This window comes from Actinoplanes sp. SE50/110, from assembly GCF_900119315.1.
In the GTDB taxonomy this organism is placed as follows: domain Bacteria; phylum Actinomycetota; class Actinomycetes; order Mycobacteriales; family Micromonosporaceae; genus Actinoplanes.
On record NZ_LT827010.1, the window covers coordinates 4599092 to 4625754 of the forward strand.

General features: G+C 66.7%; 24 protein-coding genes. 17 read left to right on the forward strand and 7 right to left on the reverse strand.

What is annotated here, in order from left to right:
* Positions 1–17: 17 nt before the first annotated feature.
* Positions 18–1031, reverse strand: coding sequence for a C-terminal binding protein (locus ACSP50_RS20285; protein WP_197688161.1), 1014 nt, complete (start codon positions 1029–1031; stop codon positions 18–20).
* 51 nt (positions 1032–1082) lie between these two features.
* On the opposite strand from ACSP50_RS20285, the gene ACSP50_RS20290 reads away from it, so the two are divergent.
* The 10 genes from ACSP50_RS20290 (at position 1083) to ACSP50_RS20335 (ending at position 11775) form a co-directional block, all read left to right on the forward strand.
* The gene (locus ACSP50_RS20290; protein ID WP_080127931.1) at positions 1083–2603 is read left to right on the forward strand and encodes a sugar ABC transporter ATP-binding protein; all 1521 of its coding nucleotides are present in this window, start codon (positions 1083–1085) and stop codon (positions 2601–2603) included.
* Positions 2600–3604 (forward strand): ABC transporter permease, encoded by a 1005-nt coding sequence (locus ACSP50_RS20295; RefSeq protein ID WP_014691135.1) that lies wholly within the window; start codon positions 2600–2602, stop codon positions 3602–3604. Before ACSP50_RS20290 ends, ACSP50_RS20295 begins: the two co-directional genes overlap by 4 nt.
* Entirely contained in the window at positions 3601–4677 is a 1077-nt protein-coding gene (locus ACSP50_RS20300) for an ABC transporter permease (protein ID WP_014691136.1), read from the forward strand. Before ACSP50_RS20295 ends, ACSP50_RS20300 begins: the two co-directional genes overlap by 4 nt.
* 73 nt (positions 4678–4750) lie before the next feature.
* Positions 4751–5791: a substrate-binding domain-containing protein gene (locus tag ACSP50_RS20305; RefSeq protein WP_014691137.1), complete on the forward strand. Its 1041-nt coding sequence runs from the start codon at positions 4751–4753 to the stop codon at positions 5789–5791.
* Between the two features lie 12 nt (positions 5792–5803).
* Complete coding sequence (locus ACSP50_RS20310; RefSeq protein ID WP_014691138.1) at positions 5804–6550, forward strand: FadR/GntR family transcriptional regulator; 747 nt, start codon at positions 5804–5806, stop codon at positions 6548–6550.
* Entirely contained in the window at positions 6532–7305 is a 774-nt protein-coding gene (locus tag ACSP50_RS20315) for a hypothetical protein (RefSeq protein ID WP_014691139.1), read from the forward strand. Before ACSP50_RS20310 ends, ACSP50_RS20315 begins: the two co-directional genes overlap by 19 nt.
* The gene (locus ACSP50_RS20320; protein WP_014691140.1) at positions 7302–8333 is read left to right on the forward strand and encodes a zinc-binding dehydrogenase; all 1032 of its coding nucleotides are present in this window, start codon (positions 7302–7304) and stop codon (positions 8331–8333) included. The genes ACSP50_RS20315 and ACSP50_RS20320 overlap by 4 nt, the downstream gene beginning before the upstream one ends.
* Positions 8334–8430: 97 nt before the next feature.
* A complete protein-coding gene (locus tag ACSP50_RS20325) occupies positions 8431–9183 on the forward strand; it encodes a FadR/GntR family transcriptional regulator (RefSeq protein WP_014691141.1) in 753 nt (250 codons plus the stop codon).
* Between the two features lie 63 nt (positions 9184–9246).
* The gene (locus ACSP50_RS20330; RefSeq protein WP_052311658.1) at positions 9247–10062 is read left to right on the forward strand and encodes an SDR family oxidoreductase; all 816 of its coding nucleotides are present in this window, start codon (positions 9247–9249) and stop codon (positions 10060–10062) included.
* A 96-nt stretch (positions 10063–10158) separates the two neighbouring features.
* Positions 10159–11775: a methyl-accepting chemotaxis protein gene (locus ACSP50_RS20335; RefSeq protein WP_014691143.1), complete on the forward strand. Its 1617-nt coding sequence runs from the start codon at positions 10159–10161 to the stop codon at positions 11773–11775.
* A 65-nt stretch (positions 11776–11840) separates the two neighbouring features.
* Here ACSP50_RS20335 and ACSP50_RS20340 read toward each other — a convergent pair whose 3' ends face one another.
* On the reverse strand, positions 11841–13229 hold the full coding sequence (locus ACSP50_RS20340; protein ID WP_014691144.1) for a GGDEF domain-containing protein: 1389 nt from the start codon (positions 13227–13229) through the stop codon (positions 11841–11843).
* 687 nt (positions 13230–13916) lie between these two features.
* On the reverse strand, positions 13917–15365 hold the full coding sequence (locus ACSP50_RS20350) for a GGDEF domain-containing protein (protein WP_157432790.1): 1449 nt from the start codon (positions 15363–15365) through the stop codon (positions 13917–13919).
* 629 nt (positions 15366–15994) lie between these two features.
* Here ACSP50_RS20350 and ACSP50_RS20355 point away from each other — a divergent pair.
* Positions 15995–16582, forward strand: coding sequence for a hypothetical protein (locus ACSP50_RS20355; protein WP_014691146.1), 588 nt, complete (start codon positions 15995–15997; stop codon positions 16580–16582).
* A 75-nt stretch (positions 16583–16657) separates the two neighbouring features.
* Positions 16658–17158 carry an SRPBCC family protein gene (locus ACSP50_RS20360; protein WP_014691147.1) on the forward strand — a complete coding sequence of 167 codons (501 nt, stop codon included), beginning with the start codon at positions 16658–16660 and terminating at the stop codon, positions 17156–17158.
* A gap of 384 nt (positions 17159–17542) precedes the next feature.
* Here the strand turns inward: ACSP50_RS20360 and ACSP50_RS20365 are convergent, their stop codons facing one another.
* The 3 genes from ACSP50_RS20365 to ACSP50_RS20375 all read right to left on the reverse strand — a co-directional run bounded on the left by ACSP50_RS20365 (position 17543) and on the right by ACSP50_RS20375 (position 19950).
* Positions 17543–18187 (reverse strand): DUF4360 domain-containing protein, encoded by a 645-nt coding sequence (locus ACSP50_RS20365; protein WP_043511802.1) that lies wholly within the window; start codon positions 18185–18187, stop codon positions 17543–17545.
* Positions 18188–18532: 345 nt separating this feature from the next.
* Positions 18533–18958, reverse strand: coding sequence for a hypothetical protein (locus tag ACSP50_RS20370; protein WP_014691149.1), 426 nt, complete (start codon positions 18956–18958; stop codon positions 18533–18535).
* A 350-nt stretch (positions 18959–19308) separates the two neighbouring features.
* A complete protein-coding gene (locus tag ACSP50_RS20375) occupies positions 19309–19950 on the reverse strand; it encodes a TetR/AcrR family transcriptional regulator (RefSeq protein ID WP_197688162.1) in 642 nt (213 codons plus the stop codon).
* A 103-nt stretch (positions 19951–20053) separates the two neighbouring features.
* Here ACSP50_RS20375 and ACSP50_RS20380 point away from each other — a divergent pair, with 103 nt between their 5' ends.
* The 4 genes from ACSP50_RS20380 to ACSP50_RS20395 all read left to right on the forward strand — a co-directional run bounded on the left by ACSP50_RS20380 (position 20054) and on the right by ACSP50_RS20395 (position 25242).
* Entirely contained in the window at positions 20054–22384 is a 2331-nt protein-coding gene (locus tag ACSP50_RS20380; RefSeq protein WP_155123567.1) for a hypothetical protein, read from the forward strand.
* 472 nt (positions 22385–22856) lie between these two features.
* The gene (locus ACSP50_RS20385) at positions 22857–23588 is read left to right on the forward strand and encodes a FadR/GntR family transcriptional regulator (RefSeq protein WP_231956665.1); all 732 of its coding nucleotides are present in this window, start codon (positions 22857–22859) and stop codon (positions 23586–23588) included.
* Positions 23570–24343 carry a hypothetical protein gene (locus tag ACSP50_RS20390; protein ID WP_014691153.1) on the forward strand — a complete coding sequence of 258 codons (774 nt, stop codon included), beginning with the start codon at positions 23570–23572 and terminating at the stop codon, positions 24341–24343. The genes ACSP50_RS20385 and ACSP50_RS20390 overlap by 19 nt, the downstream gene beginning before the upstream one ends.
* A gap of 80 nt (positions 24344–24423) precedes the next feature.
* Positions 24424–25242 (forward strand): SDR family oxidoreductase, encoded by an 819-nt coding sequence (locus tag ACSP50_RS20395; RefSeq protein ID WP_014691154.1) that lies wholly within the window; start codon positions 24424–24426, stop codon positions 25240–25242.
* Positions 25243–25438: 196 nt separating this feature from the next.
* On the opposite strand, the gene ACSP50_RS20400 is transcribed toward ACSP50_RS20395, so the two are convergent.
* Positions 25439–25654 (reverse strand): DoxX family protein, encoded by a 216-nt coding sequence (locus ACSP50_RS20400; RefSeq protein ID WP_014691155.1) that lies wholly within the window; start codon positions 25652–25654, stop codon positions 25439–25441.
* A 104-nt stretch (positions 25655–25758) separates the two neighbouring features.
* Here ACSP50_RS20400 and ACSP50_RS20405 point away from each other — a divergent pair, with 104 nt between their 5' ends.
* Positions 25759–26466 (forward strand): FadR/GntR family transcriptional regulator, encoded by a 708-nt coding sequence (locus ACSP50_RS20405; protein WP_014691156.1) that lies wholly within the window; start codon positions 25759–25761, stop codon positions 26464–26466.
* The last annotated feature ends 197 nt before the right edge of the window (positions 26467–26663 follow it).

The following is a 26663-nucleotide window of genomic DNA, read 5'->3' on the forward strand; positions in this document are numbered from 1 at the left end:
TCCTTCTCGGATGGCGGTCAGGCGGAGGGGGCGAGAAGCCGCAGAAGGTTCTCGGCGGCTTGTCGTTGCAACGTCGGCAGCGCGTCGGTCGAGCACCAGGCCGCGTGCGGGGTGATGAGAACTCGTTCCAGTGAGGTCAACTCGTGGTGAGCCGGCAGCGGCTCGGTCTCGTAGACGTCGAGGCCCGCGCCGGCGATGCGTTCGCCGCGAAGAGCGTCGATCAGCGCCGCGGTATCAACGAGAGCACCGCGGGCGGTATTGACCAGAACCGCGTGCGACTTCAACCGGCTCAGGAATGCCGCGTCGACCAGGTGCCGGGTCTCCGCGTTGAGCGGAGCGTGCAAGCTGATCAGGTCAGCGTCGGCGAGTTCGTCCAGGCCGACCAGCTCGATGACACCCGGCGTTGCTGTGGCGTACGGGTCGTAGGCCACGACTCGTGTACCCAAGGCGGTGAAGGGACGCGCGGTCAGTTGCGCGATGCGCCCGGCGCCGAGCAGGCCGAGAGTGGCGGACGAGAGCGGCTTGACGCCGGCCATGACCGGCACCGGCTCCCATCGCCCGGCCCGGACGCTGCGGTCCAGCGCGGGAAGGCGCCGCCAGAGCGCGAGTAGTAAGGCCGCCGCGTGGGAGGCGACCTCCTCGGTGCAGTAGTGCGGCACGTTGGCCACCTCGATGCCGCGAGTCCGGGCGGCGTCGAGGTCGATCATGTCCAGTCCGATGCCGTACCGGCTGATCGCCCTGAGGTGGGGAAGCGCTTCGAGGACGCGGGCGGTGATGGGCGCCCATTGCACGAGCAGAGCGTCAGCGTCGCCGGCCGCGTCGATGACATCATCCTCGCTCTTGCACCGAGCGACCGTCACCCGCGCGTCGAGACCTGAGATCAGGAGCTCTTCCTCGATGTCCGTATCTCCCAGGTCACAGTCCGTGATCACAATGTGTGGTCCGTCAGCCATGGCAGTCCTCGAATTGATGTGATGTATCGAGCCCATACGGTAGGGCTCGCGCGAGCTAACCGGCAACACCCTTGACATACATCTTATGAACTGCGAGCGTCACCGCCATCACATCGGCGACGGCATGAGGTGGAGGACGATCCGGTGGAAGCAGCCTTGGCCTGCCGGGGCCTGTCGAAGTCGTACGGTGGCGCCCGGGCGCTGACCGATGTCACGTTCGTCGTCGAGCCCGGTGAGATCCACGTCCTTCTAGGCGAGAACGGCGCTGGCAAGAGCACTCTTGTCAAGATCGCGGCGGGCGTCGTGGCGTCGGACACCGGCACGGTCGACGTCGGGGGAGTGTCACTTCCTCCCGGTAACGTGCAGGCTGCCCAGGCAGCCGGCGTCAACATCATCCACCAGGAGCCACGGTTGTTCGGCGACCTCGACGTGGTGGGCAACATCTACTTGGACCGTCCGCCGCGCCGTTGGGGAACCATCGACTGGGCCGCCGCGATCCGGGAGACTCAGAAGCTGCTGGACCGGGTCGGCTGCCGGGTGTCCCCCCGGGCCAAGGTCCGTGATCTATCCGTTGCCGACCAACAGATGGTCGACATCGCGGCGGCACTGCGCCGAGATCCCAAAGTGCTGATCGTCGATGAGCCCACCGCATCGCTGACTCCTGCGGAGGTGGCCCGGCTCTTCAGCAATCTGCGGGGACTGCGCGACCGGGGTGTAGCGATCGTGTTCATCGGTCATCGCCTCGAAGAGATCATGGAGATCGCTGACCGGATCACCGTGCTGCGCGACGGCGAGTTGGTCACCGTGGTCCGGGCTGCCGAGACGGATGCCGACGCCCTGGTGCGGGCGATGGCCGGGCGGGCCGTCGAGGAGGCAGCGGCGCCCGCCGCAAGGCCCACCGGCGACGTACTGCTGCGGGTGCGAGATCTTGCGAGCGCCGGGGCATTCCGGGAGGTCAGCTTCGACGTGCGCGCGGGGGAGGTCGTGGGACTGGCCGGACTGGTCGGCGCGGGCCGTACAGAGATCGCTGAGGCCATCTTCGGAGTTCGGTCGCGCGAAGGCGGCACAGTGGAGGTGGGCACTTCGCGGTCACGGCCGCGCAACGCCGCTCAGGCGGTTCGCGCCGGACTGGTCTACGTGCCGGAGGACCGTGCACGCCATGGTCTCGCCGTGCGCTGCAGCATCCGGGAGAACGCCACGGTGGGGCTCTTGTCGTCGCTGGCTCGTCACGGCGTCCGGCGTGGGCGCCGGGAGCGGGAAACCGCGGCGGGGGCGATCCGGCAGTACGCAGTTCGCGCGGCGTCAACCGAGCAACCCGTGAGTTCGCTCTCCGGCGGCAACCAGCAGAAGATCGCGGTGGCGAAGTGGTTGCTCACCGGGCCGCAGGTGGTGATCGTCGATGAGCCGACCCGGGGCGTCGACGTCGGCGCGAAGGCCGCCATCCACCGTATTGTGCTCGACCTCGCCGACCGGGGAATCGCCATCGTGGTGATCTCGAGCGAGACCAAGGAACTGCGTCTGCTGGCCGACCGCATCCTGGTGGTCCGGGAGGGCCGACTAGCCGGCGAACTGGGCCGCGCCGACGCGACCGATGAACGCATCGTCGCACTGGCCACTCGCAACGTGGACGTGGCGGGTGCGAGCACATGAAATTCTCCATGCCACGTGGGCGCGGCCTCTATCTCTTCCGTGATCTCGGTATCGGCGTTTTCGTCCTGGCGTTGACGGCTGTGTTCGGTGGTCTGCAGGGACGCTTTCTGTCTCCGACGAATGTCAACCAGATTCTGCTGGACATCGGCATCATCACGATTGTGGCGGTCGGCCAGATGCTCGTCATCGTCACCCGCAACATCGATCTCTCCGTGGGGTCCATCGTCGGACTGAGCGCAATGGCGATGGCGATGCTGGTCCGCGACCATCCCGGCGTCTCCGTGCCGATGGCGGTTCTGGTAGCCGTCCTCGTCGGCGCCGCCGCTGGTCTGTGCAACGGGCTGGTGGTAAGCGTCGGCAGAGTGCCGGCGATCATCGCCACCCTGGGTACCCTCGCCGCCTTCCGCGGCGTGATCTTTCTGATCTCCGGTGGCCGTCAGGTCAACGACTGGGATCTGCCTCGCGGCGTGGTGAGCCTGGCTTCAGGAGCGCACACCGCCGTGCCGTGGCTGCTGGTATCGGCGGCGGCCACACTGGTGTTCGGTATCTTCCTCACCCGGTACACGCTGACCGGACGCAGGTTCTACGCCGTCGGTTCGTCTCCCGAGGCCGCCGTCGCGCGGGGCCTTCCGGTCAAACGGCTGACCGTCGGCGTTTTCGTGATCTCCGGCGCACTCGCCGGGCTCGGCGGCGCCATGTACGTCGCCCGATTCGCCAGCATCAATCCCGCCGACGCGGGCCTGCACATGGAGTTCGCAGTGATCAGCGCGGTGGTCATCGGCGGTACGAACATCTTCGGCGGCAGCGGCAGCATCCTGGGCAGCCTGCTCGGTTGCCTGCTGATCGGCATCCTCGGCAACGGTCTCACCGTCGTGGGGGTGTCGCCGTTCTGGCAGAGCGCCGCGCAGGGGGCCATCATCCTCGCCGCCGTCATCTTCGACGCGCGCATCCGCATGAACTACGAGAAGCGGCGGCGCCTGTCAGGAAGGGCACTGGCATGACCAGCGAAACGATCTCCCCGTCGGTAACGGCCGATGCCGGCGAGCCGCTGACGGCATCTACGGAGACGTGGCGGCAGCGCCTGCTGCACGCTCCGGAGTCGACTGCCGCCGCATTGCTGGTCGCCGCATTGCTGGTCGGAGTCCTCATGTCAGCCGATTTCTGGGATCCCGCGGCACTACTGACCAACACGAGCTCTTACGTCGAGATGGGCCTCGTCGCGCTGCCGATGACGCTCATCGTGATCAACGGTGACATCGACCTGTCGGTCGCTTCGATGGTGACGCTCAGCGCCGCGACACTGGCAAAGACATATCAAGCCGGAGTGCCGACCTGGCTGGCATGTGTGCTGGCGGTCCTCGCCGGCGCGCTGCTCGGTGCCGTGAACGGGGTGATCATCACCTACTTCGGACTGCCCAGTCTGGTGGTGACACTCGGCACGTTGGCGCTGTACCAGGGCATGGCCGAGGTCGTTCTCACCGACAAGTCCATCGGCGACTTTCCCGAAGCGTTCGTGGGTTTTGACCAGTACGGCGTTTTCGGCACCATGCCGGACTTACCGATGCCGGTGCTCGTGCTGCTGGTCGCGGCCGCCGCCTTCTGGTTCCTGCTGCATCGCACGGTATACGGGCGACTCTGCTACCTGATCGGTAGCAATGCCGAGGCAGCAAGGTACTCGGGAATCCGCACGGCGATGGTCCGCACGGTGGCATTCACGCTGTCGGGAACCGTCTGCGGCCTGGCCGCCATTTTGCTCACCTCGCGCCTGGGGTCCGCCCAGTCGAATTTCGCCACCGGCATGGAATTGCTGGTCATCACCGTTGTGGTTCTGGGAGGCACGGACATCTTCGGTGGCCGGGGTTCGATGCTCGCCACATTGCTGGCGTTCTTCGCGATCGTCGTCGTTCGTCAGGCCATGACCGTCGCCTCGGTCAACGGCGAGATGCAGAACGCCGTCATCGGCCTTCTGCTCATCGGATCGATCCTCGTACCGACGATGACGGCCTCCCTCGCTGCGCGCCTGCGCCACCACACACGACGGCGACCGTCGTCGGTGGGCCGTCGCCGATCGTAGGGCACGACGGCGTCCGCACCTGGACCCGTCGCGACGAATTCCGTACGGAGCTGCAACTCCATAGGAGGAACTGTTGTCCATTCGCACGATACCCCGATTCTTACTGACAGCGCTGGCCGTAACGACGATGGTGTCGGCAACCGCCTGTCAGAAGTCGCCTTCCGCCAAGAGCGGATCGACGACGTCAAGCGGACCGGTCAAAGTCGTCTACATACCGAAGAACCTCGGCAACCCGTACTTCGACGCGATTGTCGCCGGCTTCAAGGAGACGTCCCAGACGCTCGGTTACCAGTTCGAGGAAGCCGGTCCCGCCAGCCCCGATCCGACAGCGCAAATCCCGTTCATCGACGCGGCGATCCAGAAGAAGGTCAGCGCGATCGCCATCTCGCCCAACGACGACGAAGCGCTACTGCCCAGCTTGGAGAAGGCGAAGGCGGCCGGTGTCAAGGTCATCACCATCAACTCCGACATGAAGGCCACGGACGGGCGCGATGCCGCGATCATGCCCACCGACTTCTCGCCGATGGGCAAGTTCCTGCTCGACCTCGCCGCCCAGCAGATGAACTACACGGGCAAGTTCGCCATCCTGTCCGCAACCTCCACCGCACCGGACCAGAACGCCTGGATCGAGGGTCTCAAGAAGGAGCTGAAGAACGATCCGCAGTACGCCAAGATGCAGCTGGTCGACACCGTCTACGGCGACGACCAGGTCGACAAGAGCACTACGCAGGCACGGGCGCTGCTGACCAAACACCCTGACCTGGCGGCGATCATCTCGCCGACTGCCGTGGGCCTGCCAGCGGCGGCCAAAGTGATCAGCGAGTCGCCGCAGAAGGGCACGCTCGTGCTGACCGGTCTGGGCCTGCCGAGTTCGATGAAGGCGTACATCCAGGACGGGACGGTCAAGAAGTTCGGTCTATGGGATCCCAAGCGGGAAGGCGTCATCGCCGGCTACCTGCTCGCCGGCATGGCGAGGGGCACGATAACCGCCCAGCCGGGCGCCACGTTCAGCGCCGGCAGCCTGGGGACGATGAGCATCACGCCGGCGGGTCAGGTCATCTCGGGTCCGCTGGTGACCTTCGACGGTTCCAACATCAGCCAGTTCAACTTCTGACGGGGGCGTGCGGTGGTCCGGCGAAAACGTAGCGAAGTCCTTGTCGATGACTACCTGCGCAGGATTGCCGCACGGGAACTGGTGGAGGGAGACACCCTTCCGACAGAGTCGGAGTTGTGCCGGTTGTACGGGGTGGGGCGCAGTGCCGTCCGTGAGGCGCTGCAGGCGCTGGCGGCCAAGGGCTTCGTGAAGGTACGGCAGGGAAGTGGCTGCACGGTCGCGCCGCGCGTCGAGTGGAACCAGCTGGACCCTGCGTACCTTCGCGTCAGCCACAACGGCGACCTGCTGAGTCACCTCGTGGAAGCGCGCGAGATCCTCGAGCCGGCGATCGCGGCGATCGCCGCGTACCGGGCCTCACCGGTGCACGTGCAGCGGTTGCGGGAACTGGCCGAGGAACTCGAACAAGTGGGCGGCGCAGACCCCGGCAGGCACGCCGCGGTGGACATGGCTTTCCACGAGGCGCTTGCCAGAGCCACCGGCAACCCGGTTCTCGTGTCGATCCACGCCTCGATCGCCGGCCTCGGACGGCGATCGAGAGTCGCCACGGCGGCGGTGCCCGGGGCCGTGGAACGCGCCGTGTTCTGGCATCGGCACGTCGTGGACGCCGTGGCCGGCGGTGACCCGGACGCCGTCCGCGACGCGATGAGGATGCATATGCGACAGGTTCGCACCGAGATCCACCGAGTCGGCGCTGCCATGCCGGACCAGGTGCCCAGCTCGGGGAAGGTGAAGGGAGCGCAATGTCCACCTACGAGGTGATCACGCTTGCCGTCGGTCACAGCCAGATACCTGGTCCGGAGCTGTTCTGGATGCGTGACTGGGAGCAATGGCATCCGCTGACGTTCCAAACTGTGCTGATCCGCGGGAACGGCGTGACCGCACTGGTCAACACCGGCCCGGCCCGCGACCTCGAGCCGATGAACCGGGGATGGGCGGCGTTTCTGGGCGAGCGGGCGGCGATGCGCCGGGAGGAGGGCGAGTTTGTTCTTGATCAGCTCGCTCGGGTCTGCGTGTCATCGGAGGAGGTGACCCACGTCATCCTCACGCCCTTGCAGCTGTACTCCGTGAGCAATGTCCTCGCCTTCGACAACGCGGTCATCTGCATCAGCGAACGGGGCTGGCGTCACTTCCACACAACGCACCGGCACCCGCACGACGACCGGAGCACCTCGCTGCCGGACGAAATCCTCGTTCCGTTGGTCACAACGGCCTGGCCCCGGGTTCGGCTGCTGGCCGACGAGGACGAGGTCGCGCCAGGGATCCGTACCTGGTGGGCCGGGGCGCATCATCGCGCGTCGGTGGTCGTGGAGGTGGACACCGAGAGTGGTGTGGTGGCGATCTCCGACGCGTACTTCCATCTGGAGAACGTGGAACAGGACCATCCGATCGGAATCACCGAGAACATCTACGAGGCGCTCGCCGTCCACGAGCGTGTGCGGCGTACGGCTGCCATCGTGCTTCCGTTGTACGACCCCAAGAACTTTGCACGCTTCCCGGATGGACGGGTGGCATGAAAGCGCTGATCTTCCAGGGCCCGATGCGCATGGTCGTGGAGGACGTACCGGAGCCGGTGGCTGCCGCAGGCGAGTTGTTGCTGCGAGTGGACGCAGTCGGCATCTGCGGCTCGGACGTGCACGGTTACGCGGGCGAGACAGGCCGGCGCACCGCCGGCATGGTGATGGGACACGAGATCTCGGCGACCGTGCTCGAGCTCGGAGACGGCGTGACAGGGTGGTCCTCGGGCGATTGCGTTGCGGTGAACCCGGTGATCGGCTGTCGTCAGTGCATCCGATGCCATGCCGGCAATACGAACCTCTGCCCCTATCGTCGTGTCATCGGCGTCGACTCTCACTACCGGGGCGGTTACGCCGAGCAGATCGTCGTGCCGGCCGCCAACGCCGTTCCCCTGGAAGCGGGTCTCTGGCAGGGCGCTCTGATCGAGCCGCTCGCCGTCGGGCTGCAGGCAGTGCGTCAGGCAGGGGTGTGCAGAGACACTGAGGTGGCTGTTCTCGGCGCCGGAATGATCGGCCTCGCCGCGACGTGGGCCGCCTGGCGTGACGGCGCCCGCGACGTCTTCACGGGAGACCTCGACGCTACCAAAGTACGCCGTGCCGAGCGGCTCGGCGCGGTCGGGTTGTCCCTCAGCGCCACCACCCTGCGAGAAGCGTTGGAGGCTCGCGGGGTCACCGAAATCGCCCGAGTGGTCGATGCCATCGGCATCTCAGCGACGATCGACTCCGCGCTGGACATGGTGACCCCAGGGGGCACGGTGTGCATCGTGGGGATGGGCTCCCCGCAGGTGCAGTTGCCGGCGTATGCCCTCACCACCGCGGAGCGCCGGATCGTGGGATCGTTCTGCTACAGCGAGGCACATTTCCGCGAAGCCGCTGAGGCGTTGCTCGATGGCACCGTGCCGGTCGACCTGTTCATCGATCGGGAGATCGGTCTGGACGAGGCGCCGGAAGCGTTCCGGCAACTGGCATCCGGTGAGCGGGCCACCGTCAAGACGGTGATTCGGCCGACCGGCCGTCAAGCCTGCTGAAGGGGAGACGGCACAACCTTCGACCTCAGAGAAATTGGTATTATGTTCCGCGTACTGGCGCCAAGTCGGTACGCGGAGCTACCGGCAGGAGTCCGACGTGGCCAAGGTCAATCTTGCCGACATCGTGGTGGACGACCACCTGCGTCGCATTGCGGTCGGAGAGTTGCGGCCGGGGGATCGCCTGCCTACCGAGCCAGAGATGTGCGACGCCTACGGGATGAGCCGCAGCGCGGTCCGGGAAGCCATGCACAAGCTCGCGGGCAAGGGATTCGTCACGGTGCGCCAGGGCAGCGGCACGACGATCGGACCGCGCGAACAATGGAATGAGCTCGATCCCGACTTCGTGCGCTGCGGCAGCGACACCGACATGCTGCGCGAACTGGTCGAGGTGCACCTCATTGAGGCTCGACAGGCGCTGGAGCCGGTGACGGCGAGCCTGGCGGCTATCCGCGCCTCCGAAGACCAGCGCCGGGAGTTGCGCGCGCTGCTAGTTGAGCAGGAGTGGCTCGGCGACCGGGATGCCGATGCTCAGGCCGAGGCGGACATCCGGTTCCACAGCGCGCTGGCGCGCGCCACACACAACCCGTTGATCATCGCTATGCACGCCTCACTGGTCACGCTGGGCCGTCGTTCTCGCACTCTTGCGGCTCAGACGCCTGGCGGTGTCGACCGGGCGATCGCCTGGCACACGCATCTTGTCGAGGCGGTTGAGGCGCGCGACGCGCTGGCGGCTACCGATGCCATGCGGATGCACCTGCGCCAGGTGCGCGGTGACCTGCAAGCCGGCGGCCCGGTGGACGCGCAGGGAGCGGCTTCCGGCTTCCACCCGCAAGTCTCATCCTGTTCCTGAAACGGCGTCGGGATGCCAACCCCATGATTGACATTCATATGATGAATGTGATCAGCTTCGACAGTGAACGTTGTTCAGCGCTATCCCGAGATGCGCGACCAGGTCGCCGTGGTCACCGGAGCGGCATCCGGCATCGGCGCCGCCATCGCTCAGGACTTCGCCGCGCAGGGATGCCGGGTCGCCCTGCTCGACATCAATGAGACGCAACTGCACCGGACCGCGGCCGACATCGCCGCCGGAGCGCCGGGCACAGTCCGTCCGATTACGGTGGACATCGCCGACTCCACGGCCGTGAAGGAGTCACTCGCCGAGCTGGTTGCGGGATGGGGCGGGATTTCTTACCTCGCCAGCTGCGCGGTGAGCTTCGTGGCCGCCGGGGTCGACGCCACTCAGGAGCAGTGGGACCGCGTCCTGCAGGTGAATGTCCGGGGGACAGCGATGGTCCTCGCTGCATGTGTGCCATACATGCTGCCCGGCTCCGCCGCGGTGAACACGGCCAGCATCTCCGCACATGTTGCGCAGCCGGACCGGTGGACATACAACGCGACCAAAGGTGCCATCGTATCGATGACCCGGTGCCAGGCTCTGGATCTCGCGCCGCGGGGGATCCGGGTGAACGTGGTGAGCCCGGGCTGGATCTGGACGCCGGAGGTCTTGCGGGCGGCCCAGGACGACCGGGAGGCCTGGGAGCCGGTATGGGGTCCTTACCACATCCTGCGCCGCCTGGGAGAACCACATGAGGTGGCTCGGGCGGTGCTCTTCCTCTGTAGTGACGACGCCTCGTTCATCACCGGAACAGAGCTGATGGTGGACGGGGGCTACTCGGCCCTGTCAGCCGAAGGGCTCGGCCAGACCTCGCAGTTCGCCGGCACCGCTTGATTCTCGGACACCGGATGGCCTGGTCAGCCGAAGCGACGAATGCGCCGTCATGGAGTCGTAAAGTCGGGGTGATCGCGGTTCGTACGGGAGGCTGGCATGCTCGGTGTCTTGCGACGCCTCCGACTGCGTAGCCGGCTGTTTCTGGCCTTCGGGCTGTTCTGCCTGCTGGTGGCAGTGATGACCTCGGTGGGGGTCGTGGAGTCGCGGCGGCAGACACACGTAGCCGACGAGGTGGGGCGACTGCAGGTGCTGACCCGTGACGTCATGCAGCTGAAGTTCTTGAACGCCGACGCCAGCGCCTGGCAGCTGGGTTTCGGCTGGGATTCCTCGCTGATCGGCGGAAAAGCCGCCGCCGACCCTGAGTCGAGCAACCGTAAAGGCACGCTGGAGGCGTACGAGCTGGTGAAGCGGCAAATCGCCAAGATCGAGGGTGCTGATCTAGCTGCCGGCGAGCGGGATTCTTTGAACGCGGTCAAGAAACATTTTGCCGACTTCCTCAGTTTCGATAATCAGATCGTCGCCATCATGCGCACCGGCGGCCGGAGCGCGCCGCAGCGGACGGCGGACCTGATGAACGGGCCCGCCTACGAAACGTTTCAGGCGGTGGGCGAGAACATCGACAAGCTGGCCGACTCAGTCATCGCCCGCAGCGACGCTGCGCAGCGTGAGACACAGGCGGCGGCCCAGCGCCTGCGGACGGCCTTGTTGATCGGGTGCGGGCTGGCGCTGGTGCTGACCGTGCTGCTCGGCCTGCTGCTCACGGCAAGCATTGTCCAGCCGGCCGCCAGAGTGGCCAGAGCCTTGCGTGTTCTCGCCGGACGCGACGTCACGCCACGCTTGCCAACCGACGGCCGCGACGAGCTGACCGACATGGCGCAGGCATTCAACGAGGCCGGCGACGCGATGCGGCAAATCCTCTCGGGAGTCGGCGAGCGGGCGTCCTCGCTGGCCGCCGCGTCCCGGGGACTCGCCGACGTCGCCCAGCGCATGGACACGCAGGCGTTCGACACCAGTTCCCAGGCCACGGTCGTGGCCGGTGCTGCCGACGAAGTGTCCGGCAACGTGCAGACCATGGCCGGCGCGGCTCAGGAGATGGTGTCGGCCATTTCAGAAATCTCCCGGAGCACCACCTCTGCCGCGGGCGTCGCTGCGGAAGCGGTCACGTCCGCGCAGCAAACCGCAGAGTCGGTTGCCCAACTGGTCACCGCCAGTGCGGAGATCGGCGCGATCGTCGCGACGATCACTTCGGTCGCCGAACAGACGAATCTGCTCGCCCTCAACGCGACCATCGAGTCCGCACGAGCCGGCGACGCCGGTAAGGGATTCGCTGTGGTGGCCAGCGAGGTGAAGGATCTCGCGCAGGAAACCGCACGGGCTTCCGATGACATCATCGCAAAAATCAATGCCATTCAACGAACCACGGAACATGCCACAGCGGCGATCGGCCGCATCACTGACGTCGTGATGCAGATTGCGGAGCTGCAGGAGAATATCGCCGCGGCCGTCGAAGAACAGTCGGCCACCACCGACGAGATCAACCGTAGCGTGTCGGAGGTGGCACTGGGCTCCCAGCACATCGCGGACAACGTGGCCAGCGTCGCCGACATAGCCGCGGCGACCACCCGCGACGCCACGTCCACGCGAGAAGCGGCTCGTGAGCTCGGTGACTTGGCCACTGACTTGGACACTCTCGTCGCCTCGTTCCGGTATTAGGAATTCCGCGATAACGGCAGCGAGGAGCCAGTTCAAGCGGCTACGGATTCCGGAGGCATGTCGCTTTAAACGCGATCACGACCGGCGTGCTTTGCCCGGTAAAGCGCGCGGTCTGCACGGCTGACGAGCTCGGCAGCGCTCTCATGACCGTCCCAGGTGGCCACACCAGCGGAGAAAGTGCACCCCATCGGCGTAGTCGGACGGAGCCTATCCACCGTTATCGTGGCCTCGCCGAGCGGCGTGCCGGGAAGTAACGCAACGAATTCTTCACCGCCGTATCGGGCGATAAGATCGGCCTCACGCAGGTTCGCTCTCCAGGAAGCTGCGGCCTCGCGCAGCAGCCGGTCCCCCGCTGGATGGCCGTAAGTATCGTTGAACGCCTTGAAATGATCGACGTCCAAAATCGCCACGGTGACCGGGCTGCCATCGCGGGCGGCCCGGTTCAGGGCAGCGGGCAGGGCCTCGTCCCACGCCCGGCGGTTGGGCAGGCCGGTCAGCACGTCACGTTCAGCCAGCTCCCGCAGTCGTTGGGCTTGTCGCTCCACCAGGTGGTTCTGGGCGCGCACCTGCTGCAACAGGAGCGCCATGCGGATGACGACGAGGAGGAAAAGACCAGCGCTGCCCGAAGCGATGGCATTCGCGTCGGGGACATATCCGCTTGCTGTTCGCGCCTGCCATGCCAGTAGAACGGGAGCTATCAGGACGGCAGCAGCCAAGAACACCAGCCGTATCGCCGATGTCGGGCGTCGCGGAGCGGTGGTGGGCTGCCCGACCTCGACCATGTTCGGATGCAGCGCTGCCGCCCCTAGCGTGACGTATGCGATCAGAAATCCGATATCGACCAGCCGGCTGGCGACCTCACCGGGATCGTAGGAGGTCCGGTCGGCGATGAGCCATGTGTAGTCGCCAACGAGGGTGACTGCTATCCGACTGATGATCAGAAAGAATGCGGTGTTGCGAGCACCGTTCACGGTGAGCAGGCACGCCACCATCGCCAGCAACAGCAGATCCACCGTGGGAAAGGCGACCATCATCGCCTGCGCCCATCTACCCAGCGAGGCGTCCCTGGCTGCGGGCTTGATGAGGAATATCCAGCTGAGTAGGGCGAAGGCGCTTGCGATGATCGCCGAGTCGACGAACGCGGCGTGATCACTGCTGCGGCGGCGCCTACGCAGCAGGCCGAAAAGCCCGGCTGCCACGGCAAGGTCGCTGGTCAGGTACAGCGCTTCAGGCGGTCCAGGCCACGAGGCGTTGTGCAACACGGCTTGCCGGTAGTCGTACATGATGTCGCCCGCAACGGTGCCCAGCTGGCCCGCGGCAAGCAGCCACCAGCTTCCCGCCGCTCGAGGCCGGTTGCGGAGGATGCCAAGGATCACCGCTACGGTGCCGCCGACGCCAATCCCGTCGAAATAACATCTCGGAAGTCCATCACCGGGCAGCAACGGATACGCCATAACCACGAGCAGGCCGATTCCGGCGAACCAAGCCCAAGCTGGTCCCTGGGCTCGCCCCATCCGTTTCGCAGGCACGCTGACTCATCGGCTGGAGCACGGCGATGCTGAGCACGTCGTGGCGGAGCCGACAGCCCCCGAAGCATCTACCGAGTGATGCGCGTTCGGATGCCCACGCCAGCTGAGCCCCATCGAGCAGCTACTCGGCCCAGCTACGAGGCGTTCGCCGTGCCCTTCTCTCCCGAGCGAGCGAGACTGGCCGATCTCACACCTGCTTGGTGAACCCATCGGTGCAGCTCCGGGCTGGTGATCAAGTTTCATTGTCGGCGTCGCTCGATCCCGGCGAGGTGGCGGTCACGGCAACAGTCCACGACGTCAGCCCAGCGGCCAAAGGCCAGCGGCAGCATGTCGTGTTCGAATTTCGCGCTGACGAAGCCGTCGCAGGGACTATCCGCCAGCACGTCCTGGCATGGGAGATCGCTCAGCGATGCCGGGCCGCCTATCTCCGACGGGTCCATTCGGGCCACGACACATGCCGAGCAAGGGCTTCACGATTGCACACCCGATCCGGCGCAGCCTGCGGCAAGTACGCGGGAACGAGCGGGGGCAGTTGTTCGCCGCACAGGACTGCCCGACGATGGCCAGCTACGTCACCCAGCGCGATCGCCGGAAGTCATTGCCAGCGAGTCATCATCTTGCCTGTACGACTTGATTCTTGCCGCCCCCCTTTGCCTGGTACATCGCCTCGTCGGCACGCCGAAGCAGTGCGTCGAGGTCTCCGCTGAACGGTTCGCGGGTGGCGATGCCAACGCTGGCGGTAACCATGGCTGTACCGTTGCTCAGTGATACCGGTGCGGCCAGGCACCGCACGATGCGTTCCGCGATGACGGCAACATCCTCGACAGCCTGCATCGGATCGGCGAGCACCGCGAACTCGTCGCCGCCAAGGCGCGCCAGTGTGTCAGAGGCCCGGACGCAGGAGCGCAGACGCTCGGCAACGGTCACCAGCAGAGCGTCGCCCGCCGCGTGGCCCAGCCGATCGTTGACGGCCTTGAAACCGTCGAGATCGATGTAAAGCACCGACAGGGAGGTCTTGAGCCGGTCTTGCCGGATCAGCGCGTGCCGCGCTCGATCATGGAACAGTGTCCGGTTGGCGAGCCCCGTCAGCGAGTCGTGAAACGCGAGCATCTCGAGTTCCTGCTCGCGCAGCTGTAGCCGTTCGACGGTACTGCGGAGCTTTCCCGCCAGCAGAATGTTGTCCCACAACGCCACCACCTGCCGAACCATCACCAGCAGCGCAAAACCCAGACCGAGGAGTAGTAGTTCCTTGGGCACGGAGCCGTCCCGGGCGACCAGGAACACCGTGGTGACCAGCGCTGCTGCGAAAGGCAGGTAAGGCGTGGTCACACCAACCACCGTCGCCCGCGTCGGCACGGTCGCGGCTCCGGCGTCGCTGGCTACGGAACGCGCGCGGGCTTGGCCCGCAGGCCGTTCCTGCATCGCGGCGAGGTACCAGACACCCCACCCCATGGCCAGATAGCCGATGACCCAACCGGCGTCGGTGACCGATTCGCCGGATACGTAGAGGCCGAGGTGAGCCAGGTACGCGAAGCCGCTGTCTCCGACAGCCAAGGCGAGCGCGCCCAATCCGATGGTCAGCCGTGGGCCGCGATATTGGGTGCCGGCCTGTGCGACGACGAGCAAGGCGATGCTGCCGGTGATCAGATCAACGATCGGGTACAGGAGCAGCAGGGTCCACTCCATCGCCGATCCAGCGCCCCCGCGCACGATGGGCCCGAGCACCAGTGCCCAGCTCACGTACAACAGAGCGCAACCGATCATGGCGGCATCGAGTGCAGTCTGGAGACGCCGGCGTTGCCGTGGCGCAAGGATCGCTATGGCGGCAACGAGGAGCAACGAGGAGCATACATACGCGACGTCCGCCGGTGCCGGGAACGGCTGGCCGTGTTCTGGGTGCAGTTCATAGCTGAAGTACATGGTCTGGCCGATGGCGAAACTGACCATCGAGCCGATCAGCAAGGCGGCACCCCGCCGCGAGGATGTGGTCAGGCGACGGAACCCGAGCGCTGCAACGGTGGTGGCGGTCACGGCCGCGCCGATCATCATCAGGTTGCTCATGATCATCATTGCGCGGCCGGACATCGGCTGGGCCATCAGTAGCCAGCAGTAAGAGACCAACACGACACCGCAAACGGTGACCCCGAGTCGGGCAGGACAGGCCGACCGCCAGGAACCCGCCTGGCGACCCGGCTGTGTGTCTCCGCTCAAGACATCAACTGCTCGTGGTGGCTTCACAGTCAGACCGTTCGGCATTCAGGCCTGCCTGCGAAGTGCCAGCCGGTTGCAAATCGCGGCGGCCCGTACCTGTCGCTGATCGGCTTGAAACCGGATCGGCGCATGCTGGGCTCCCCGGTCAGGCCGCTCGGGTTTCGGCCCTCATCTGTTGACTGCACACCACCGGATGGGGAGCGATCAGTGGCGGAAGCTGTTGACGGTGGCCGTGAGTTCCCCGGCGAGCACGGTGAGGTCGGTGGCTGCCTGCTGGGTGGCCTTGGCGCCGTCGGCAGTGGTGGCCGCGACCTGCGCCACTTGCGGTCGTCATGGGCTCTTTCTGCTGACGCTGGACTCCGGGCCAAAGGCAGGCGTTAAACGGGTGCGGCATGCGGCGCCATAGCGGTGCGCGGACCCGACCGACCGGTGTTGCCGCACGCCGCTCCCCGCCTCGCCCATGCGAGACAATGGGCGGCATGCCGTACCACGTCCACCGCGAGCCGGTGCCGCCGGAGAAGGGGCGGACCGGGGCTTGGACGCGTTTCGGCATCAGCGCCGCGTGGGGTGTCGTGATGCTGGCGTTCTTCGCGACGTCCGTGCTGGCCTCCATGATCGGCGTCGGTCTTCTGCTGGAGACCCCACCGCTGACCGGACTCGCCGGGTTCCACACCGACGAACTGGTTGAGGCGGCCGGTGTCACTTCCGGCATAGCGGCGGTGATGGCCTGTCGTCGAGCGCGGATGTGGTGGCTCCGGGCACGACTACGCAGGCTGCGCCGCCACGGTGTCTGCGCTACGGCGAAGGTGACCAACCGTGAGCTGGTCCAGACGGTCAACCCGCGGGGCCCCGATGTCTGCCAGTACACGATTTCAGTGCACTGGCATGAGGCCACCGCAGAACACGGGGGACAGCGGCGTTACCGGTTTTTCGGCTCCGCCCGTGACGATTTCCTGAAGCGGACCGCGTCCGGCGCCGCCGTGACCGTCTACCACCCGCCGGGCCGGCCGCGTCGATTCCTCATCGACATCCCCTATGCCCCGACCGTCGCCGACTTCTTCCTATGACCGCTGCGAAGATGACCCGGCTCACGCCTTGCTCGGCACTGAGCGCCCTGAGGTCCGGCGGCCGATAATGACCGCATGCCTGTCGTGGAAGCCGTGATCGTTGTCCCCGTGACCCCGGACGTCGCGTTTGCTGTATCCCAGACCGCCGCACCGTTGCGTTACCGCTGGGATCCGTTCGTCCGCGAACAGCACTTCATCGATGGCGCGACTGATCCTGGCAAGGGCGTGCGCACCTTCACGCGTTCACGGCACGGCATCGTCATGATCAGCGAGTACGTGTCCTTCGCCCCGCCGAGCCATGTCGGCATGAAAATGGTGCGCGGTCCGTGGTTCTTCGACGTGTTCGCGGGCGGCTGGCGATTCGCGCCCGCCCCGGATCTGCCCGATCACACCGTGGCGACGTGGCGGTACCATTTCCGCTGCCGCCCGGCGATATTGCGCCCCGTCGCCGAACGGATCGGTACGTGGCTGCTGGGCCATGACATCCGGCGCCGCATCGAAGGATATGCGCGCGGTTGTGAGGACCCTGAGGTGCTGGCCGCGGTCCGACAAAGTCTCGACGATCACGCCGTTTAAGGATCCGGATCCGAAGTGGCCTCGGATGGCGAAGCCGCGCCAAGCGGCGGTCGTCTGCCGTGTCACGCCGGTACGGCTCAGGCGACGTGCCTCGGATGCGGTACTACACCGCGGCGGGTGCACGCCCGCTACCAGCGCCGGCTGTCGGAACCACGCGTCAACGCGGTTGGCCGCCGTCGCCCCAGCCCGTCGGCGGCCCAGCGTGTATCGGCCTGTTCGCGCACGCTGGGCTGATCAAGTGTCCGGGAAGCGATCGGCCCGGATCTGTCGGCATCGCTGCCCAGCCAGCTGGCGGTTGGGCTGGTGCCCGTGAGGCGCTTGGGCAGTGGGCTGTTCGCGGCTGCGGCGGCGCGGTACGCCGCAACCGCGAACAGTTTTCTGGGGTCAGTCGTTACAGGGCACGCTGGACAGCATCAGCCGGGTGGAGTTCCAGCCGGGGTCCGCCACGTTGCTCAGGTAGCCGTTCGACTCCCGCGGGAGGTGCATCCGCTGGGTGACGACGAGGGTCTCCGCCGTGCCGCAACCGCCGATCAGCGCCCTGTCGCTCGGCAGGCCGTTCAGCTGCCAGTTCTCGCCCAGCGTGGTGGGGCCGCTGATCGTGGTGGTGAGGTTGGTGTGGCCGCTCGGTGAGCTGACGCTGGTAGTCGCGGTGCCGGAGGTGCCGGCTGCCAGACGACTCTGGCCGGCCATCCATAGGTTCGTCAGGTTGTACGCCCGGCCCTGGGCGGCGGTGACCGTCAGGGAGAACGTGCACCACAGGTCGGTCGTGACTGCCCGGTCCGGGTCCAGGCCCGCGCCCAGGGCGTCGCCGTGGGCGTAGTACGCGCTCGAACCGTCCCCGAGTGCGTGTCGGGGCAGGACGGTGCCGCGCGGCCCGCACACGTCCCGGCCGACAGTGTTGCCGCGGGCGTCGCGGGTGCCGCCACCGAGGACAGTGAGGTCACTGACGGCAAGTGCCGGTTCTGCGGGTTCGGCGGCGGCCGGGCTCACCGTGCCGGCGAGACCGGCAAGAACGGTGGCGACGGACACAGCGATTTTCGTAGTGCGCAAGGGATCCTCCTGCTGGATTGCTCACGCCGTGGACTCGTGATCCACGGCCATGCGATGTGCTGGTGACGGTCTTACAACGACAGTGGACGCTGAAGCGTCCGAGAGGGCGGAGCGCGTCTCCACCCTTGTGCGGGGCAGACGAAGACGACCCGGACGGGTGTCATGCCGGCTCGGTGTCAGACATCTTGGACCCGCTTTGCCGCAAGCGTCCCGGGACGGAAGGTACAGGGCTGGCCCACGACTTCCGGGTCGGAGATGAGCCCGCCGGGACTCGGCGCCGTCCGGCCCGCTTGGCCCCGCAGCGAGACCGCGGCGCCGATCAGGTCAGCCTCGCGGGCGGTACGGCGTGTAGGTGACGCGGAGGTCCTGAACCTTGCTGTGCCAGGGGCAGTACCGCGTGTAGCTGTTCGGGTCGCCGGCGACGTAGCTGGGCGCGCCGTCGCAGAGTTCCATCGACTGGTCGACGAAGCTGACGTCGGCCGGGTCCAGGTGCCAGGTGTAACCCTTGTTGACGTCCGCACCGGTGTATACGACCCGCCCGTTGATGTGCTGGTTGGTGACGCCCTGCATATTGTCCGTAGCGGCGCGGACGTCGGCCGGGTCGGTCAAGCGGGCCTGGAAGTACTCCGCGCCATGGCCGCTGTCGACGCGGATGGTGGCGATGTAACTGACCTGGATGTCGGCCGCGGCGGCGCTGCCCGGTGGGACGGCACCGACCACAGCCGCGGCGCCGGTAGCGATGGCCAGCACGCGCCTCGTTGCTCTGTTCATGTCAATGTAGACGTTCGCCGAGGCCGCCTACGTTTCCTGCAGCGATGTTGATCACAATGGGTGCCCACTCGCGGATGTGTCCCGGGCGCCGGATGGTGACCGCCTCACCACCGGGCGCAGGACCGCTGCGACGCCGTGACGTTCGCGCCCACCGTTCTCCTGGCAAATATGTGCGGTGTGAGGGCAGAGTTCGCGCGCCCCAGGATGGGCAGTGAGACAGGAGCGCGGTGGCGATTGGTGTGCTTTCCATTGCCGCCGGGTTCGTGCAAACCTCATCGGCTGCCCGCGACCGGAGCCGGCGCTCACCGGCTGACCGGCCGATCGGCCGGTCAGCCGACGGTGTCGGGGATATGGCAGGAGGTCACTGCCCGGGCATACGACACGAGGGTCCGCACCGACTCCTGCCGGCTGATGCGACCGCTGAGCACGTCGAGCTGACGGCCGTCCTCGATGGCGACGAACGTGGCGGCGAGTAGCTCCGCGGCATCGCTGAGCCGGAAATGCCCCTGGTCTACGCCGCGGTTCAGCACTTCTGCGTAGATGTCGGCCTGACGCTGCGCGAATTCCCCGTCGAGCCGGGCTGCGGTCGGGTCGTGCAGCACCCGCGGCGTGAACTCCATCAGCAGCCGGCCGAGCTCATCGTCCGGGCCGTCGGCAACGCCGGTCTCGATGCACTCGCGTAGACGCAGCCGTGCGTCGTCGTGTCTGCGGACCAGCGCTTCCCGCTCCACACACCAGCGTTCGACGCCCTGGTGATACACCTCGATGAGCAGAGCGTCGACGTTGCCGTAGTAGTACAACACCGCACCCGCGGTGAGGCCGGCCTCATCGGCGATCGACCGTAGGCGCACCTGGGTGAGCCCATCGCGAACGACGGCGCGGCGCGCAGCATCGGCCACGTCCTGCCGCCGCTGAGGATCTTTCGGTCGCCCCACCTCTCGACCCTTCGTCCGGCGAATCTCCACCACCACCCTACTGATGCCCCGCACACCTTCTCCTCATCAGGGACGGGTTTGACCGAACAGATGATCTTCGGCACTCGCGGGCGCCGGGCACCTCAGCCGCTTGCGCCCGATGGCCGGCGATGGCAAGCTCCAGTTCCTTGATCAACTGGTCAGTAATCACATGTATGACCGTCAGCAGTACGATAAGGAAACCTTACCAATGGGTAAAGCGCCTTCGGACGCGCAATTCATCACATCACTTAGCCGTCGCCTGGGTGCCGTTCTGGCCGTGACCACTGCGGCGCTGACGGTGAACCCGTACGCCGCGGGCGCCGCCCCGGGCGACGTCTCGGCCACCAAGTCGGGCACAGTGGCGGAGACCGGATCGAGCAGCGACGTGGCTGCCGGTCAGCGAATCAACTGGGTCATCGGCCTGCACAACGGAACGAATGCCGCAGTCCCCGCGCAAGTGACCGATCCGGTGGAGGCGGGGCAGGCGTTCGTTCCGGGATCCCTGCGCGCGCCGACCGGCTATACCACCGCCTTCAGTGCGGACGGCAGCGCGTACGCGTCGGAGCAGCCGGCCACGGTGAAGAGTGTCCGGGTGGCCGGTGCGGTCCTACCGGCCGGCACGAACGGCAGCGAGGCGCCGGTCAAGCCCGCCGGCAAGGGCTTCGTCGGAAACTCCGGCGGCGGCGACGGCACGTACGCGGCCTTCTTCGGGTCGAACGTCTACACCGTGCACCATCACCGTGCGCCCGGGGCCAAGCTGATGGAATGCCATGACAAGGCCACCGGCGCGGTCTGCCCGGGATACGAGACCAGCACCACCTTCTTCTCGTCAGAGGCCGGCAAGGCGATCAACACCGGCGCAGACGATTACTACACTGCGCTATCACCGGGTACCGTCGTCGACCAGTCCAGCGGGCGGCTCTACTTCCCGGCGCAGCGCGGCGCCGCGGACGGCAACCACAACACCGTCGGAGTCGCCTGCGTCGACCTGGTGAGCAACCGTTCCTGCGGCTTCACCGTGCTGGCCGGTGACGCGATGCCCCGCGTCCGCGGGGGAATCGACCTGAGCGGCGCGGCTCTGGTGCGAGGCCGTCTCTACCTGCGCAACGAGACCGGCAAGCTGTTCTGTTTCGACTCGGTGAAGGGCACCGGGTGCGCGGGCTTCCCGGTGACCGTCGACGCGGCAGCCGCGGCGAACACCGACACGACCGAAGGCGCCCGTGCGCAAACCGACGCCTTTGACGACCGCTACGTCTTCACGTCGTTCCATATCGCCGGTCGTATCGACCTGGTCTGCTTCGACACCACGACGAACGCGGTCTGTCCCGGCTTCCCGAAGTCCGAGCCGGCGGCCGGCGACGCGTCGAAGTTCTTCGTGCCGATGCTCGACCACGGCGGCGCGGTGACCGGCGCCTGCTGGACGCTGAGCGCCAATCATCGGCTGGTCGGCTGGCGTTGCTACAGCATCCAGGGCGAGCAGGTGGCGACGCCTACGGGCTTCCCCGCAGCCGGCACCAGCGTCCTCGGCTATGACGGTCTCGGATCGCCTGAACGGCTGGGTGCCCGGATCTACCTGCCGATGGTGCACTCCGACGACACGTCCACCTACATGTGCTACGACTTCGCCACAGGTGGTCCCTGCGCCGGCGTTGCGGCGCTGAACACCGGGCTCGCCACCCGGACCTACTCGCTGCGCGAGGACCCGGCGGCTCCCGGTTGCCTCTGGTCGGTCGGTGACTCCGGGCGCTTCGAGGTGTTCGACGCCGCGGGCCACACCGGCTGCAATGTCGCGATCGCCTCGGTGCCCGCCATCGTTCCCGCCTCCTATTACTGTGACAACAAGACCGGCCACGTGAAGGGTTGGGCCACCCTTGCCCTTACGGGCATCGAACCCAGCCGGTACGCAAGCGCCGTGGTCACCCTTCGTGACGCCACCAACCAGCCGGTGGCCGGCTTCGACCGGATCGCGCTGAAGGGTCAGGAACTGGACCTCTCGTCCATCCCGGCCACCGGTGCGACCGCGCGACTGACCGCCGACGTCGTGCTGACCGCCCCGACGGGCGACGCCGTGGAGGCCGGCAAGGCCGCGGTGACGCTGGCCTTCCGTGGGGACGACCCGCAGGTCTGTCTGAGCACCAAGGTGGACACCGCATGCGCCTCGGATGGTGTCACCGCGGTGATCAATGAGGCGAACCTCCTCGTCGGGACGCGCCGCTCCACGGCGCGCGCCTCGCTCCGGTACGCCCGGGTCGGCGCTTGCAAGCCGGATGGGCCCGACGCGAGCACCCCTGTCGCTGCGCCCGCGACGCCAAGCGGCGGAGGTTCCGGCCTGCCGCTGACCGGTTCGCCCGTCATGCTGGTCGGCATCGTAGGTGCTGTCCTGATCCTCGGGGGTGGCGTGACGATGATGCTGATGCGTCGTAGGCGCAACGTTCGCTTCGACGCCTGACGACCACGATGCCGGCGAGGGGCGTTCCCTCGCCGGCATCGGCGGCGGGCCGATCCGCGTCCGACCACGGAGCAACAAGCGTTCGTACTGGCGACTTCTACGGGCCCACGACCTCGCGGGTGTCGCAAACACGGGCCCAGGCTGCTGGCTGAAGACCCGCCCCTTCTCGCTCTCATAACATCTATATGCGAACACTGGTAGACATCAGGTGGCTTCGCGGGCAAGATCTTGACATACATATTATGAAAATTGGTTCGTCGTCCCATCGTGCTTGTGGACGCGAGGCTGGGACGGAGGAATCCATGGAGCCAGCGTCGGGCGGCCAGGGCTGCCCAAGCGGCTCCCGGGCGCTCACTTGGCAGGACGATGCCGAAGCGGGCAAGCCTGTACTCCTCGTGGGACACGACACCGGTATCGGCCATCTTGACTTCTGACGGGGGTATGCGTGGTGGTCCGGCGTAAGCGCAGCCAGATGGTTGTCGACGAGTGCATTCACCGGATCGCCACGGGTGAATGGAAGGAAGGTGCCGTGCTGCCGACCGAGGCCGAATTGTGCAAACTCTTCGGGTTCGGCCGCAGCGCGGTGCGGGAGGCACTGCAAGCGCTTGCCGCCAAGGGCTTCGTCACGCTGCGGCAGGGCAGCAGATCCACCGTTGCTCCGCGGAGCGACTGGAATCAGTTGGACGCCGAGTATCTGGCCATGAGACATGACGGTGACCTACTCCGGTATCTGGCGGAGGCGCGGGAGGTCGTCGAGCCGGCCATCGCGGCGCTGGCCGCGGACCGCGCGTCACCCGCCGAACTCCGGAGACTCGGGGAGCTGGCCGGAGAATCGGCGCAGCTCAATGGAGCTGATCCGAGTCGGCATGCGGAGGCCGACATGGCCTTCCACGAGGCGCTGGCGCACGCGACCGGCAACCCTATCCTGGTGTCCATTCACGCCTCGATCACCGGTCTCGGCCGGCGATCCGGAATGAGGACGGCAGTGATGCCGGGCGCGGTGGATCGTGCGTTCGCCTGGCACCGCCACGTTGTGGACACCGTCGCCGGCGGCGATTCGCCAGCCGCGGCTGACGCGACGTGCACGTACGTGCGCCAGATTGGCGCGGAACCCGGCCCGACGGGGCGCGTCGATCGCATTGGCTTCGCCGCTGATGTCCCTCGGCAGATCTCGGGAGGAGCGGCATGCCCCGGTACGAGGTGACCACGCTCGCCGTCGGTCACAGTGAGATACCCGGTCCAGAGCTGTTCTGGATGCGCGACTGGGACCGCTGGCATCCCTTGACCTTTCAGGTGGTGTTGATCCGTGGTGAGGGGATCGTCGCGCTGGTCAACACCGGCCCGGCGCTTGATCTCGAGCCGATGAACCGAGGTTGGGCGGCATTTCTCGGTGAGCGGGCCGCGATGCGGCGTGCCGAGGGCGAATTCCTGCCAGATCAGCTTGCCCGGGTCGGAGTGACGGCTGAGGAGGTCACCCACGTCATCCTCACGCCCCTGCAACTGTATTCGGTGAGCAACGTGCTCGCCTTCAACAACGCGGCCATCTGCATCAGTGAGCGTGGCTGGTCACATTTCCACAGGACCCACGACCACCCGCACGACGACCGCGCCACCTCGCTGCCCGACGACATCCTGGTGCCGCTGGTGACAACCGCATGGCCCCGGGTACGCCTGCTGGCCGACGAGGATCACATCGCGCCCGGCCTGCGTACCTGGTGGGCCGGCGCACACCACCGAGCGTCGATGGTGGTGGAGGTGGACACCGCCAACGGCGTGGTCGCCATCTCCGACGCGTTCTTCCACCTGGAGAACGTCGAGCAGAACCATCCCATCGGCATTACCGAGAACATCTACGAAGCGTTGACCGCGTACGAGCGGGTCCGGCGGACCGCCGACATCATCTTGCCGCTGTACGACCCGAAGAACTTCACCCGGTTTCCCGCCGGGCGTGTCGCGTGAAGGATGGTCGGTGACCAGATGGGAGGCATCGCTGTCGGCGACCGGACCGTCGCCATTCACGAAATGGGTTTCGGGTGGTGATGGTCAACTCGATACAGCGCTATCCCGAGATGCAGGATCAGGTCGCTGTGGTGACCGGAGCGGCTTCCGGCATCGGTGCCGCCGTTGCCCGTGACTTCGCGGCTCAGGGCTGCCATGTGGCCCTGCTGGACGCCGACCGGCCCGCGCTGTTTCGCCTCGTCGATGCGCTCGCCGACGAAGTGGAGGGAGCGCTTCGCCCGATCGAGGTGGACGTGTCGGATCCCGACGCGGTGCGAAGCGCGGTCGGCGATCTCACCGCCGGTTGGGGCGCCATCTCGTACCTCGTCAACTGTACGGCGGGCTTGGTGGCGGCCGGAGCCCATGCGGCCAACGAACAATGGGACCGAGCTTTGGCGGTGAATGTTCGCAGCGCCGCGATGTTGCTCGGCGAATGCGTGCCACACATGATGCCTGGGTCGGCGGCGGTGCATACGGCGAGCATCGCGGCCCGCGAGGCTCAACCGCTTCGATGGATTCACGACGCCGCCAAGGGCGCCATCTTCGCGATGACCCGCTGTCAGGCGTTCGACCTGGCTCCTCGCGGGATTCGAGTGAACCTGGTGAGCCCGGGATGGATGGGAGCACCGGAGGGGGTCCGGCCCGTCCCCGGCGATGGCGACGCGGGGGAATCTGCGTGGGGCGTCCACCGAATTCTGCCTCGGGCCGGTCAGCCCTGCGACGTTGCCCGAGCGGTGCTTTTCCTGTGCAGCGAGGATGCGTCGTTCATTTCCGGCACCGAGATGATGGTCGACGGCGGTTACTCAGTGTTGTCGGCCGCAAGCCTGAGGGAAACGTCACGTGTCGCCGGCGCGGTCTGAGCTCGCCCAGCTTAGAACCGCCGGAGCGATCAGGCGTCGCGCCTTGCTTGCCGGCCTCATCAGAGGACATGTCTCTCTCCTCGTCGTCGGCGCCCCGGCCGCAGCCGGGGGTGCAGAGCCGGGGCGCTGGCGGAACCCGGAGCGGTGATCATCGATGCCGACTGGCTGGCGCGTGAGGTGGTGGCGCCCGGTTTGGTCAGTTGCGAAGCGGTGCCATGTCGGCCCAGCGGTGGTACAGCCATGCGTCAATGGACCAGGATCCGGCGCCGGCCGCTATCACCAGGAACGACCAGCAGAACAATGCCGGGGTGTCGCCGCCGTTCCGCAGGGGCAGCGGTCCGTGGAGCTGATGCACGGTGAAGTACGAGTACGCCATCGATCCGGATGCCGGGATGGCGGCCGGCCGAGTCATCGGGCCGACTATGACCAGGGCTGCAGGCGTCTGTGGGCGATCGCTATCCTGGCGATGCCGAGCTAGTTCCGGCCGAGGCGAGGAAGCGACCGGTGGGAGATCACGTGACCAAGGCGAACCTTGCCGACATCGTGGTCGACGACCATCTGCAGCGGATCGCGGCTGGTGATCTACGGCCGGGTGACAAGCTGCCCACCGAGATCGAGATGTGTGATGCCTACGGCATGAGCCGCAGCGCCATCCGCGAGGCAGTCCATAAGTTGGCCGGTAAAGGGTTCGTCTCCGTACGGCAGGGGAGCGGCAGCACGATCGCCCCGCGTGAGCAGTGGAATGAGCTCGATCCCGACTACCTCCGCTGCGGTGTCGACACCGACATGTTTCACGAGCTGGTCGTGACCCACCTCATCGAGGCGCGAGAGTCTCTGGAGCCGGTCATCGCCGGACTGGCCGCGCAGCGCGCCACCGAGGAGGAACGCCGGACATTACGTGCTCTGCTGGCGGAGCAACAGCGGTTCGGGGATCGCGAACCCGAGGCGCAGGCCGAGGCGGACATCCGATTCCATAGCGCGCTCGCGTACGCGACACACAATCCGCTACTGATTGCCATGCACACGTCACTGGTCACCCTGGGGCGGCGTTCCCGCACGCTGGCCACTCAGGTGCCCGGCGGGGTCGATCGGGCCATCATGTGGCACACCCACCTGCTGGAGGCTGTCGAATCCCGAGACTCGATGGCCGCCACCGATGCGATGCGCATGCACCTGCGCCAGGTACGTGGCGAGTTGCAGGCAGCGGCACAACTGGAGCGGTGACGTCGTGATCTCGCGAGAGTCAAACGGGTGAAGGTCGGCTCCTCCAGGCTGGCGGCGCGCCGGCTGACCCCGACCGAGAACAGCGTGTCGCACAAGATGACCGGTGCAGATGCCCCGGACACCGCTGACAGCTAGTCACGCCAGGTACACCCGCACCCGATGGTGCGCTCTGTCACGTCAAGGTCCCTGGATTTGAA